General features: G+C 43.6%; 8 protein-coding genes. 4 read left to right on the forward strand and 4 right to left on the reverse strand.

All coding sequences use genetic code 11. From position 1 onward, the window contains the following. The first annotated feature begins 41 nt into the window (after positions 1-41). Positions 42-1,535 (forward strand): CIA30 family protein, encoded by a 1,494-nt coding sequence (locus LAY41_RS16865; RefSeq protein ID WP_249100231.1) that lies wholly within the window; start codon positions 42-44, stop codon positions 1,533-1,535. 290 nt (positions 1,536-1,825) lie between these two features. On the opposite strand, the gene LAY41_RS16870 is transcribed toward LAY41_RS16865, so the two are convergent. Beyond that, entirely contained in the window at positions 1,826-3,445 is a 1,620-nt protein-coding gene (locus tag LAY41_RS16870) for a methyl-accepting chemotaxis protein (protein ID WP_249100234.1), read from the reverse strand. 490 nt (positions 3,446-3,935) lie between these two features. Here LAY41_RS16870 and LAY41_RS16875 point away from each other — a divergent pair, with 490 nt between their 5' ends. Further along, entirely contained in the window at positions 3,936-5,531 is a 1,596-nt protein-coding gene (locus LAY41_RS16875) for an NB-ARC domain-containing protein (RefSeq protein ID WP_249100239.1), read from the forward strand. Here the strand turns inward: LAY41_RS16875 and LAY41_RS16880 are convergent. Further along, a complete protein-coding gene (locus tag LAY41_RS16880; RefSeq protein WP_249100242.1) occupies positions 5,524-5,754 on the reverse strand; it encodes a hypothetical protein in 231 nt (76 codons plus the stop codon). The two genes, LAY41_RS16875 and LAY41_RS16880, sit on opposite strands and share 8 nt — an antisense overlap. Here LAY41_RS16880 and LAY41_RS16885 point away from each other — a divergent pair. Continuing rightward, a complete protein-coding gene (locus LAY41_RS16885) occupies positions 5,753-7,906 on the forward strand; it encodes a CHASE2 domain-containing protein (RefSeq protein WP_249100246.1) in 2,154 nt (717 codons plus the stop codon). The genes LAY41_RS16880 and LAY41_RS16885 overlap by 2 nt on opposite strands. A 6-nt stretch (positions 7,907-7,912) precedes the next feature. Then, positions 7,913-8,680, forward strand: a complete 768-nt coding sequence (locus LAY41_RS16890; protein ID WP_249100249.1) for a DUF928 domain-containing protein — start codon at positions 7,913-7,915, stop codon at positions 8,678-8,680. Between the two features lie 48 nt (positions 8,681-8,728). On the opposite strand, the gene LAY41_RS16895 is transcribed toward LAY41_RS16890, so the two are convergent. Further along, entirely contained in the window at positions 8,729-11,194 is a 2,466-nt protein-coding gene (locus LAY41_RS16895) for a CHAT domain-containing protein (RefSeq protein WP_249100252.1), read from the reverse strand. Next, positions 11,184-13,733, reverse strand: coding sequence for a two-partner secretion domain-containing protein (locus LAY41_RS16900; protein WP_249100255.1), 2,550 nt, complete (start codon positions 13,731-13,733; stop codon positions 11,184-11,186). Before LAY41_RS16900 ends, LAY41_RS16895 begins: the two co-directional genes overlap by 11 nt. Position 13,734: the final 1 nt, after the last annotated feature.

Consider the following 13,734-nt stretch of genomic DNA (forward strand, 5'->3'; position numbering starts at 1 on the left):
TCACAAAAGTATAGTGGGAAAAATCAGGTAAAAACAAGAAGATGACGAATCAAAGCGATCGCTCTCAATGGGACTTAGGCAGATTCTTTCAAACCCTTAGCTATTTTGAGGTAATCCCTTTTTTCAACTGCCTACAGCGGTTATTCCAAGGTACTCCCAAGGATAATAGAGATAGACCTAATGGAGACAAAAAAGTGGGTGCAATCCTGGTAGCTGGTGCAACAGGCGGTGTCGGGAAGCGAGTCGTGCGGCGACTTGTCGATCGCGGTTATCAAGTACGTGCCTTAGTTCGAGACTCTCAAAGAGCAAAAGAAATGCTCGGCGACAAAGTGGAACTGTTCGAGGCTGATATTACTATACCCGAAACCTTGACTGCCGCACTGATGAGCGACGTAAAAGCGATCGTCTGTTGCACTGGTGTGCGCGTACAACCAGTCGAAGGAGACACACCCGATCGGGCCAAATACTATCAAGGCATCAAATTTTATATGCCAGAAGTAGTTGAAAGTCCAGAAATAGTTGACTATCAAGGCATCAACAATTTGGTACAAACTGCGGCGCGACATCTCGATAAGTCAGACGAAAAATTAATATTTGATTTCACACAAGTAACCGACGACCTAAAAAACACTTGGGGTGCTGTCGATGATGTCGTCATGGGTGGCGTCAGTCAAAGCGGTGTACAGTTGGTGGATAACACCGTTTTATTTGCTGGCAATGTATCAACTGCCAATAACGGCGGTTTTGCTTCTGTTCGTACCCGCAATTTCGATACACCCCTCGATTTGTCTGGATACGAAGGTGTCGAATTGCGCGTCAGAGGAGATGGCAAGCGATACAAATTCTTCATCCGCACCGAAAGTCAATGGGATGGCGTTGCCTACAGCTATTCTTTCGACACAGTACCAAACACCTGGATAAATGTGCGCGTTCCTTTTGCTGACTTAATTGCCGTCTTTCGCGCCAAAACTTTACAAAATTCTACTACTATCAATTCCAACCAAATTCGCTCTTTCCAGCTAATGCTGAGTAAGTTTGAATATGACGGAGGACTCAACCCAAATTTTACACCGGGTGGTTTCGCCTTGCAAGTGGAATCTATCAAAGCTTATGGCAACTACCGTTCGCAATTTATCATGGTTAGTTCCGCTGGCGTCACTCGTCCCGGTCGCCCAGGAATAAACTTGGAGGAGGAACCGCCAGCAGTGAGAATGAACGACCAGTTAGGCGGCATTCTGACTTGGAAATTGCGCGGCGAAGATAGCGTGCGGTCAAGTGGCATTCCTTATACTATTGTCAGACCTTGTGCGTTGACAGAAGAACCGGGTGGCAAACCATTAATTTTCGACCAAGGTGACAACATTCGCGGCAAAGTAAGTCGAGAAGATATCGCCGAACTATGTGTGCAAGCGCTAGAACAACCAAAAGCGTGTAATGTCACGTTTGAGGTGAAAGAAGCCGAAAATAGCAACGGCAGTAAAGATTGGGAGACTTTGTTCGGTAGGTTGCAACCTGCTGCTTTAGTTAAGCCTTGATACTGTAGGGTGCGTTAATAACGCACTCTGCTACTGCAAGTAATTCAACTCAATGTTACTAAAGGAAGCTCTGGAATATACCTTACAACTTGATGACTCTGATGATGAGAATTCAGTGCGAGCAAATTAATTTATAGGGAGTGTTTTATTGATGATAAGCTGCTACGCACCTCTCTACAGAAGCGCGATCAGACTCTAACAAATCTGAATTTTTACATCGCCCTGTTTAACCTAAAGCCAGATTAAATGAAGTTGCGATCGATACAACACAGGTTTTTCGCCAAAAAACATCAGATCTGAGCAACTTTAAAACGAGAGATTTCCAGGTGCAAATTCTGTGCTGCATCGTCCAGTTTACCCATCGCACCGTTAATATCCCGCAGCACTTCGACAATTTGTGAAGAACCTTCACTCAATTGCAGCATAGAATCACTGATTTGTGACGCTTCTTCTGATTGGGCTTCCATACTGTTACTCACCTGTTTAAACTGGGGGGTTAGGCTTTGCACTTCGCGGATAATCGACTCTAATTTAGGGCTGATACTACTGACAACTTCCACGATCTGTTTTACTTGTTGGGTAAAGCTATCCATTTCTCTGACCCCGATAGAAACCGCCCCTTGCATATCTTCGATCGTATTCTCGATGTCTAGGGTAGCAACTGCCGTTCGATCGGCTAGGCGAGAGATTTCTCTAGCTACTACACTAAACCCTTTGCCATACTCGCCAGCTTTTTCTGCTTCGATCGCCGCGTTTAGGGAAAGTAAATTGGTTTGATCTGCTACTTTGACAATCGTGATAATAATGTCATTAATGTTGTTAGCTTTTTCGCCGATCGCTCCCAGTTTCTCCGATATGGTATTTGTTGCATCTGCCAATTTAACCATGCTTGTTTCCATCTGCATCAAGTCTTTTTGACTCTCAACTGCCGCAGTAGCCGTTGTTTGCGACTTGTACTCTACTTGATTAATTGTCTTCACCAGTTGCGAAGAGGCGGCAGCAATCTGCTTAGCTGTAACAGCTACCTTATTCGTAGTGCTATACTGCTGTGTTACCGTTGCTTCTAATTCCTTGCTGGAAGCAACAATAGAAGTGACAGAGCCACTGACTTGAATCCCAGACTGCTGTACGTGGCGAATTAAGGAATTTAGTTTTTGGGTCATGATCTGGAAGGCTTTCAGCAGTTGACCGATCTCGCTTCCATCGTCCGCGACTTCGATGTTCTGAGTGAGATCTCCTTGTGCAATCTGTTCGGTAGCGCCGATCGCGAGCGGCAACTGTTGTTTCAATGGCAAGGTAATCGCTACAGCGGTAACGATCGTGCCGATGATAGATAACAAGATACTCACCGCAAGGGTCGCTAACAGGAGTTGCTGGGCTTGTTCGAGCGCTTTGGTCTTTTGGTTCAGCAGATAATCCGACCTCTCGAGGAAGTCATTCCGTGCCTCGTCATACTCTGCGAAGCGGATCGACTTCAGCATCTCTGTCCCCTCAGCAACTTTTTTTTCATCAAACAACCTAAAAATTTCTTGAGATTTTTGATGGTAATTTTCTCCTTCCGAAATTAACACTCCAATTGCTTTGTCTTGAGTATAATTTGGAACAATTCTTTTAAGCTCTTCAGCTTTTTCTCGAAAATGTTCATATCCAGAATTGTAGCTTTTCTTGTAAGAATCCCGCGTCTCCCTGTCATCAAAAAAAACAGCGTAACCACGAACATTCCGCGTCATCCTTGAAACTCCATAAGTTAATTCCTCCTCCAATCGGATCATTTTGTACTGCTCCTGAATTGTCCTCTGTGACTCGGAGAATCTTTCAGTCGTTAAATACACAATGAAGCCAACACCAATCATAAAGATCAGCGGCGTCGAATATCCAAGTAAAATGCGGTTGGTAATTTTATTCAACATGGTTGAGATTAATAAAAGACGCTCTAAGAGTTTTCGGTTCTGGGATTGCCTCACTTATTGGGAACAAAGCAGGCCAGCTTATTCTCAATAATATGAGTTATTGAGAATAGTCCAGATTAAGTGTATCTTACCAAATTCTAATTAAGCCAACAGGATTTGGGCCAGCCCCTGCACTCTCGAATTCCACAAACACGATTGCCTACGGCACGCACTCGCGATCGCACTCTCTTAATTCTACAAGTACGATAGCTCACTTAAATAAATACTTAAAAATAAAAAATTATTCATGTCAATACTTTAATGCAAAGTTTTGTGACATCAGTAGGAAATCGGGTTTGCTTAAAACCCACGCCTCTTAACCGTCAAGAGGTTATGCTAGCTTGCAGAAGCCATATAGGGTAAAATAAAAGTGAGAAATATCTAAAAAGCAATCAAAAACTCACTTATACGAATATAATTAAATATTATAGACTAGAGCAAGCGTACCACTTTGATTCCCTTAGACTTTCTGAAAGCTGTAGCAAGCGAACAAGGCGTATCCGACACGGAACTAGAGGCGTTGTCCCTAGCTTTGTCGGGCGAACCGATTCCCGCGATCGCAACTAAACTAGACATCAGACCGGAAGCTGTCCGCAAGAGACTGGGCGAAATTTACAAGAAATTTCACATTACTGGCGCTGGGCCGGGAAAATTAGCTAAATTGCAGCAAATCCTGGTTTCGCTATACCAAAAAGACCAGAAACAGCACATTTTCGCTGCATTACCGGAACCTGTGGATGGGGAAGTTGCGATCGCACAACCGCGCCAAGATTGGAGTGAAGCACCCGATGTCTCAATTTTCTACGGTCGCAAAGAAGATTTAGCGCAACTATCGCACTGGATCGTAGAGGAACATTGCCGACTGGTGGCGCTGCTAGGAATGGTGGGAATTGGCAAAACCACCTTATCGGTGAAACTGGCGCAACAACTACAGGGTGAATTTGATTGCGTGATTTGGCGATCGCTGCGTCACGCGCCACCAGCGAGAGATTTTATCGCCGACTTGCTGCAATTTTTATCCCATCAACGGAAACCGTATTTACCAGAGAGTTTGGATGAGAAAATTTCCTACTTATTAGAATACTTAAAAAATGCTCGCTGTTTGGTGATATTAGATAACTTGGAAACCATTCTTCGACCTGGAGATTTCGCCGGACACTACGAGGATAAATATAAAGGATATGGCGAACTACTGCGGCGAGTGGGAGAAGAACCGCACAACAGTTGTCTTATCCTCACTAGCGTAGAAAAACCGAGAGAAATTGCCTTGCAGGAAGGAGAAACCCTACCCGTTCGTTCCTGGCAAATGACAGGTTTGCATGATGAGGAAGCAGCCGAAATCCTAAAATCGAAACGCTTAACAGACGAGTCGAAGTGGGGAAATTTAATTAAAGTTTATCGAGGCAATCCCTTAGCCCTAAAAATTGTTTCCACCACGATTCAAGAGCTATTTTGCGGCAGCGTTACCCAATTCCTGAAACAGCGACCCACTTTGGTTTTGCGAGATATGCGCGATTTAATAGCTCAGGAATTCGAGCGGTTATCGAAGTTGGAAAAAGAAATAGCAAATTGGCTAGCAATTGTAGGTCATCCCATCTTTTTAACCGACTTAAAAAACAATATTTGGATACCAGTATCCGAATTGAAACTCTTCGAGGCGTTGGAGTCTTTGGGGAGGCGATCGCTCATCGAAAAAAACTTAGCAGGTTTCACGTTACCACCAGTAGCGATGGACTACGTGAAAAACCTGTTAGTGGAGGAAATATCAGAAGAAATCTTCCAAACAATTAAGACTGGCAACCCCGAAAATATAGAAATGCTCAAACATTATTGCTTGAGCATAGAAGCTGACAAAGAGGAGAAAAATGAAAGCCCAAATACATCTTTAATCCTCCCAATTGCAGAAAGCTTACGCCAAGTTGTGCGAAATAAAAGTAGCTTGCAAGAACAGTTGCAGCAAATCTTAGCTAAAATACAACAAAGCTCTCCGCTAGAAGTGGGGTATGCCATTGATAACCTACAAAATCTGATTGACGAACTCAAATAAGAAACTGGGTTTCCCTGACAATACCTTCGCCAAAAACCGACACCCTCAAGGGTGCGGCTATACAAACAAAGCCCACGAAGGTGGGCTGGTGCGGATGGAAGCCCACGAAGGTGGGCTTCGTAATAGCCACAGGCTTCGAGCCTGTGGGCGTTTGAATGGCGAAGGTATTGCCTGAGAAACCCCTTTTTTTTACAGTTTTTCTAATAGGTTGCGCTTCTACCATGAGTTACTGCCTAAATCCCAAGTGTCCGAACCCATCCGAACCGAAAAATAGCAATCAATTATTTTGCAGCAATTGCGGATGGGAATTAATTTTACAACAGCGTTATCGGGTAATTCAACCTTTGGGTAAAGGAGGTTGCGGCGAAGTTTTTGAGGTAGATGATAAGGGTACGCCGAAAGTCTTGAAACGGTTAAGCCAAAAATCTTCCAAATTTATTGCCCTATTTCAACAAGAAGCAAGAGTTCTCACTCGATTGCGACATCCGGGAATTCCGAAAGTAGAGAAAGACGGTTATTTTCAATATCAACCTGAAGGCAGTAGAAACCCGATACACTGCTTGGTGATGGAGAAAATTGAAGGCTTGAATTTGGAGCAATGGTTGGAATTTAGGGAAAATAAACCGATTGGGGAAGAGGATGCGATCGTCTGGTTATTGCAATTAATAGATATTCTGGAAAAACTTCATCAAAGCCAGTATTTTCATCGAGATATCAAGCCATCTAACATCATGCTCAAACCGGATGGACAATTGGTGTTAATTGACTTCGGTACAGTCCGAGAAATCACTGATACTTACTTAGCAAAAATCGGTACAAACAGAGAATTAACCAGCGTTCAAACATTCGGATATACACCTTCGGAACAAATTAATGGTAAACCATTACCTCAATCCGATTTCTTTGCGCTGGGACGCACTTTCGTGCATTTGTTGACAGGTAAAGAACTAGATGAATTTGAAGAGGATAAAGAATCAAAAATACTGTGGAGAGATAGCGCTACGCACATTTCCAAACCCTTGACAGATTTGATAGATTGGTTGATGGAACCATCGGCAAGAAAGCGTCCTCCCAATGCAGAAGTTATCCGCCAATGTTTGAAAAAATTGCAATCTGGAAACGGTAATTTTTCATGGTCGATCGATGAAAATATTAACTCCAAATCTGAAATTTTAGAAGAATTGCAAAGCGCAAGTACGGTTTATTTAAAACCCAAATGGCGCGGTTGGCAAATAGCGATGTTTTCCAGTGCATTAGCAACCAGTTTGGTGATGGGAGTCCGATACTTAGGTTGGTTGCAACCTTGGGAAATGTCGGCGTTCGATCGGCTTATGCAAATGCGTCCTCCTGAAAAAGCAGATACGCGAATTCTGGTAATCACTGTGGATGAAAAAGACCTTCAATATCAAGATGAAAAAAAATGGAATCGAAAAGACTCATTATCAAATGAAGCAGTCGGATTACTCTGGCAAAAACTAACAACTCATAAACCGCGAGTAATCGGTTTAAATATCTTTCGTCCTACGGGTTTTGAACCAAAATTAGCAAATGCAATCCAAAATAACGATCGATTTATAGCTACCTGTGCTGGTGCTGATGCGAATAATCCGGGTACTCCTTCCCCTCCAGGTATGCCGCTAGAACGCTTGGGTTTTGCTGATATGCCTGATGATGGTTTATTTATTCGTCGTCAGCTATTGACGATGAGTACCGATCCCACTTGTAACACTACTGAATCCTTTAATATGCGGGTAGCGGAAAGTTACTTGGGTAAAAAGCTAGATTTAGAAAAAATTAAAGCGAAACAGCTAACATATAATGCTGGTGGATATCAATTGCCAGCAGAGAAAGCACAAGGCTACCAAATTTTAATAAATTATCGCAAGGCTGATTTCCAACAAGTTAAACTGAGAGAAATTTTGGATAATTATAAGGATTCGCAACTATCTACTATGGTGCGCGATCGCATCGTTTTGATCGGCGCTGTCAATGAAGGAGATATGTACTTGACTCCCTACAGTAAGGGAACATGGCCAAAGCGAATGCCAGGTGTGGTTATTCAGGCGCACATGATAAGTCAACTTATTAGTGCTGATTTAGATAACAGATCGCTGCTGTGGTGGTGGCCCGAAGGGGGAGAAATTCTGTGGATTTGGATTTGGTCTTTAGTGGGAGGTATATTTAGTTGGCAGTTGCGATCGCCAATATATTTGGTAATAGCGGTTAGTGTTGCTATCACTATGATTTCCGGATTATGCTTTTTATTTTTACTATTTGCTGGTTGGATACCACTCGTGCCGTCAGTGCTAGCTTTGGCGAGCGGCGGGGGTAGTTTTGCCGCTTATGCGGCATCTAAAAACAAACAAAATAACTAGAGATATATGGAATCGATGATGGCTTTGATAAAGATGATTTACCACAAAATAAAACTGGCTTCTACCATCGCTTCGGCACTACTTATTTTGGGAAGTTACGCCTCAGTAATGTGGGCGAAAACAGATAAATTAGTTAGCGCTTCAGATAATGCTAGAGAGAGTAGAATTCCCTTATTAACTGCACAAAATCAATCGAACACTTCAGAGAACGGTAGACCGCCCGATCGAAAGGGTGGAAGTCGTGGCGATTGCCTTGATAAAAAAGATACATCGCTTTCGTCACTTTTATCGCTTTTTGCTTTAACGCAGTCTGATGATGAACCAGGTTTAACAATCAAAATTCATCCAACTTTTTATGTTTATGTTCCTTACACTCCCAATGAAGCTACTTCTGCCGAGTTTTCCTTGCAAGATAAAAATGATAACGATATTTATCGAACCCATATTACACTACCCGCAACGCCTGGTGTTGTCAGCATTTCTATCCCTCCCACAAGTCCGCCTTTGGAAATTGATAAAAATTATGTTTGGCACTTTAAAGTTTATTGTCGAAAACGAGAAGGGGAAGACAAACCAACGCCTGATTTCGTGCAAGGACGGGTACAACGAATTTCGCTAACCTCCGAATTAAATAGACAGTTAAATGCGGCGCAAACATCCCAAGAACGCATAGCTTTTTATGCTAGAAATAATATTTGGTACGAGCGCTTGGATGAGTTAAGTCTCATCAATCTAAAAATACTACTCCTAATAGCGACTGGACTGAATTACTAAAATCAGTAGGTTTGGAAGAAATCGCACAAGAACAAATTTTGGGAAGCGTCAAAACCAGTTACCCAACAGAATAAAAGCTGACCAGTAATAGGGAGCTTTGTAGGAAGGATTAGTTAACAGACTTAATTGAGCTTGTCGCAATGCTTCTGCTTTGGATAACTTATTTGAATTTCTAAATAAATTTTTGTAGAATTCTATCATTAATTTAGCAGTAGAACGATCGTACACCTGCCACAAGGTTGCTACCGTACTGCGTGCGCCTGCTCGCGCAGCTACTCCCGCCAGTCCCAAAGCTGCTCTTTTGTCACCTAAAGCGGTTTGACAAGCACTCAGGACGAGTAATTCAATGGTATTAGAACCGTTGCGATCGCTCAAACGCAGCAAATTATCCAATTCTTTGATATTCAGGCGTCCATCCCAAGCGAGAATAAAAGTGCGATCGGGATCGGAACTGAATTTGCCGTGAGTTGCTAAGTGAACTATAGAAAATGTAGCCAATTCCAACTGATTTTGAAAGTTGGTTTTGAGAAACTTTTCATTGGTAAGCTCTCGACTGCTGCGTAGTTGTTTGGCAACTTCATCTAATTCTTCCCTAACGTTAGGTAGAGAACCAAAACCTTCTTTTTCAAAGCTTGGAGCGTTAGTTGCTCCAGCAATTAACGCATCTATTTGTCCTTGGGGTATAGGTTTAGGGTCTAACAATTGTAAACCGGAAGTAAGAGCGATCGCGTACCTTTCAATCAAATATTTTTCACTGTCGTACAAAGCTGACATCGGGATATTCCGCAACTCACCATCCAACACGAATACCAAAGTTTTTATCAGGCTTTTTTCTGGTTCTATTTTAATTTCTAAATCGGTTTCAAAAGGTGCGATCAACCAGTCATATACCCGCTCGGACAATTCCTTAACTTTTTTAGTTCGGTCGGGTTCTTTCAAATATTTTCGCAACTGCTTGACTGTTTCTTCTACTTCGCTTTCCCGTATGCGAGTTACGTTATGGCGCAAAGGTTTATTAGGCAATTTAAGGATAACTTCCAGTCTATCTCGTAAAATAATCGGATAAATAACTGCTGCTGTCGGGTCTGATTTATCTATAATATCGTCGATTTGCTCCGGTTTTGCTTGCAAACAAGCTTCCCGAAAAAAGTTTTCTATTTCTGCTAATTGGAGAGACTCTATTACTTTACGAGCTTTCTTTAAATTTTCTTGACTGGGTTCATTTTCTGCACCTTCTGGTTGCAAGAGCAAATCTACTAATTCGCGATAAACTGGTTCGACATCATCGCGAAACGAAAACTGACCTTCTAGATCGATCGCTGCTAAGTTTTGGCGTAAAAATTGAAGGGAGTTGACTGCTGTTTCGTAAAATGCGATCGCACTTTTTCTATCTCCCAAAACATTATATAATCGTCCTAACTGCCATTGCCACTGATAAACAATATCCCAAGCTTGTTTTGATTGCGCTAAAATTAAAGCTTTTTCGGTAACTTCCAGCGCCTCTGAATATTGCTCATTCGCCTCGTAGAAACTTCCCAAGCTACCGAGAGCATAAGATTCCCAATGGCCATTTCTCAACCTTTTTGCTTGTTGCAAAGCTGTCTGTAAAATTTGGTAAATTTCTTTTTGATCGGGGAGTGTCTGCGATGAATTTTCTCGAATTTTGAGAAGACTGCTAACTAAGTTAATACGTGCCTCGATCGCAAAAGGACTGTCAGGCAACTGATTGACATTATCTTTAATTTGAGGCCATAAATTTTCAGCCTCTGGCCATCGCTTTTGTTCTCCTAATAAATATAGCAAATTCAATTGCGCTTTTAACTTTGTGGTTGGCGAAGCATTACTATTTACTACTGTTTTATAAAAACTTAAAGCTTTTTGAATTTCCGCTTTCTCTTTATTTTCATCCTTGACAGCTTGGGCGCGTTTGGCTTGAGCTAAAGCAGTGTTCCCCAAACTAAGCTGAACGTCACTAACATTCTGAATAGACTGTAACGCTTGAGCCAGATTCAAACATTCTTTCAATACATCCTCGGAATCTCGTAACTTACCAGTCACTCGCCAAACATTGCCAAGACTAAACAATGCCAAAAACTTTATTTCTGAATCTGGTTTTGTTTTGAGATTTTGGTTGATTTTGGTTAATAATTTTTCGGCTTGCAAATATTGCCCTAAAGCTTGCATGGCTTGTGCTTGGTTGATCTGGATACCCATAATCTCATTTTCATTATGGTTGGGTGCTTGTCGGTAGGCTAATTCGGCTTGTTTCCAGCTATTTAAGGCAGCTTCTACATCCCCTTGTTCAAATTCCCGACGCCCTCGATCGTTGAGATTTTCGGCAGTTTGTAATAAGTTTGAATTAGGTGCAATTAATTGAGTTTGGACTTGTTTGATAGGCAAAGGCGTTGCAGACAACATCTGTCCGAAGCTTAAGGTTAAAAGCAGCGATGTAGCAGTTAAAAGGATTAATCGAAGCGATCGCCTAGTGAATTTCAGCCGATGTTTATGGGGCATAGCAGCGAGAGGACGTAGGTGAAGCAGCGTAAGGTGTAACTCTGGGTGCTTGGGCCGTCAGGATAATCTCACCATTCGCACCTCGCACCCAGCCTTGAGCTTCTATAATTTTGCCATCTCCGAGCTGTTCGCGATCGATTGTCAGGGGTTCGTTGTTATTTGGGCTAGCTGCTGAGGGCGATCGCAAACCAGTCCAAATAGCATAACTGCTAAGTGGCCCAGTGGGGTTTGGTGGCAATCCACCCATGCCGATGTTGGTAAAACTTGACTGTTGTGCGCCAGTTGCTTGACAACCTGTGGCGATGCGTGCATTTTCGGGAGTTTGGGGTACTTTCTGCAATCCTTGAGTGCGATCGATTTCTGGAATTTCAATATCTACAACGCCATCAAATTGAGGCCCGAGTCGGGAACTTGCGCTGATATCGCTATTTGGTGTAATTTCTCTGCGAACGGTAGCGCCAAAAATTCCTTGAGTGCTAATTCTCACTTGTCCGCCTCGGCTATCAGTAGAATTGGCAGTGATATCGCTATTTTCCAAAGCAGCTAACACATCAGTATTAATAGTAATATTTCCGCCAGTTCCGGTAGCGTTGGTGGTGATTTGACTTTGGTTACGCATTTGCAAATCGCCCGATCGCAAGTTAATATTCCCAAAGTTACCTTCTTTTGTTTCGGCACTAATCGTTCCCCCATCCAACCGAATCGAACCAGCATCAACTGTAAGATTACCAGCAGGTCCCCTTCCCGCCGCGCCGAGAGTTGCTGCCGTGACTCCCGCACCGTCCCGCACGATTAAACGTTCCGCTTGCACGAAAACATTCCCAGCTTTGCCACTCCCCAAGGTATTGGCAGAGATATCGCTGGAAAACAGTCTGGCACCCGGAATCAAAGGCACGGTTGTGGTACCCGCTACTTCTGCCGTCCCCGATACTTTCACCGTCACGTTTCCACCTGCACCTATGCGAGTTGCACCTGAAATGGCAGCACCACCTTGCACGGTCAATTCTCCGGTTTCGACAATTAAATCCCCAGCATCGCCATCGCCAAAACTCGACACGATGATGCCACTGCGAAGCAGGTTATCCGGTGAATCTCCAATTAGCTGTATTGATCCCCTGGCGCTGACTCGTATCGTTCCCGCTTTTCCCGTACCCCCCGTAGTGACTGCGATTTGCCCTCCATCCCGCGCCAGCAAGCGCCCGGTAGAGATGGTTATGTTGCCACCTTTGCCCTGATTTCCCGTGGCAGCAAAAATACCGCTGGGCAACTGATCGAATAAGCTATCTCGCAGGTTGATGGAATCGGTGACTTCAATAGTGAGATTACCCGCATCCCCCGTCGAGTTTCCTCCCAAGAGGGGACCTGCAAGAGAACCGATGAAACCTTTTTGTACTGTCAGGTTTGTCGCATTGATGCTGATGTCGGCGCTTCTCCCCTGTGCGATGGTGACTGCACCCAAAACCGAGTTTCCGGTGACGGTTAACTCTCCCGCACGGATAGAAAATTCTCCCCCGTCGCTATTTCCCAAAGTAGCGGCGAAAATAGCGCTAGTATCGGTAAGCGTAACGCGATCGCCTCGCACTTGCATCTCACCACTCCCAGAACCACTAACATCGACGAAAGCTCCTCGAGACAAATTGATATTACCAAATCCGGTTGCACCCTCATAGCCCAGCGCAAAACCTTTCGCCGTTGGCGTAATGCTGACGCTACTCCCACCTGCAACGCTACCGAGTTCGATTCGTCCTCCCGGCGTGCTGGCATCTTCCCTTGCTCCCAGAATACCGCCTTCCAGAGCTATATCTCCTCCCACTAAAGCTAAAGTTTGACCGGATTTCACCACTAAACCGCTGCGAGAAATCAGCAGTTTTCCGACTAAGTTTCCAATTCGAGTCAGCGCTTCATCAACGATTAATTGTGGGGGAACTGTCGGGAAGTCTTTATACTGGTTGCGATCGATATTGCTGGGCGGAATAGTGATATTTCCACTCCCAACTGGCTTGTTGGCAACTATTCTTTGTGGTGTTTCTCCAAATTGCAAACCAACTGGTACGCTGACTGTTAGCAGAGGAGTTGTTTGCCCTGCTGTGGCGCTGAAAGAAGTCCCATCTGCAAATTTGATGCTATTCGCCGTACTTGCTAGAAAAGATCCGCCGATGTTCAACCGAGCATTAGGGCCGAAAATAATCCCGTTAGGATTAATTAAAAATAAATTGGCAGTACCGTTGGCTTCTATTAAACCATCGATATTGGAAACAGAATTACCTGTGACTCGGCTGAAAATATTCTGAATTTGAAGGGAATTATTGAAGCGAACCTGGGTGTCAGTCTGAATGGAAAATTCTGCAAAACTATGGAATAAATTGCTTCCCGAAGAAGTTCCTCCTTCAATTAAATTGGTGTTGTTTTGAGGCGTGACGATCGAATTTGTCGGGAGAGTCGCATCTGGGATAACTTGCGCCACAGTCGGGTTAGTTGTAGCCAAACAGCAAATGGTTAATGCGATCGAAATTTTAATTTGGCTGACACCCTGTTTCATG

The organism is Argonema galeatum A003/A1 (assembly GCF_023333595.1).
Lineage (GTDB): Bacteria > Cyanobacteriota > Cyanobacteriia > Cyanobacteriales > Aerosakkonemataceae > Argonema > Argonema galeatum.

What these genes read in the sequence shown, in the direction of transcription:
- LAY41_RS16890 (WP_249100249.1), top strand. Translation starts at nt 7,913, where the DNA reads ATGGAATCGATGATGGCTTTGATAAAGATGATTTACCACAAAATAAAA.
- LAY41_RS16895 (WP_249100252.1), bottom strand. Translation starts at nt 11,194, where the DNA reads ATGCCCCATAAACATCGGCTGAAATTCACTAGGCGATCGCTTCGATTA.
- LAY41_RS16885 (WP_249100246.1), top strand. Translation starts at nt 5,753, where the DNA reads ATGAGTTACTGCCTAAATCCCAAGTGTCCGAACCCATCCGAACCGAAA.
- LAY41_RS16880 (WP_249100242.1), bottom strand. Translation starts at nt 5,754, where the DNA reads ATGGTAGAAGCGCAACCTATTAGAAAAACTGTAAAAAAAAGGGGTTTC.
- LAY41_RS16900 (WP_249100255.1), bottom strand. Translation starts at nt 13,733, where the DNA reads ATGAAACAGGGTGTCAGCCAAATTAAAATTTCGATCGCATTAACCATT.
- LAY41_RS16865 (WP_249100231.1), top strand. Translation starts at nt 42, where the DNA reads ATGACGAATCAAAGCGATCGCTCTCAATGGGACTTAGGCAGATTCTTT.
- LAY41_RS16870 (WP_249100234.1), bottom strand. Translation starts at nt 3,445, where the DNA reads ATGTTGAATAAAATTACCAACCGCATTTTACTTGGATATTCGACGCCG.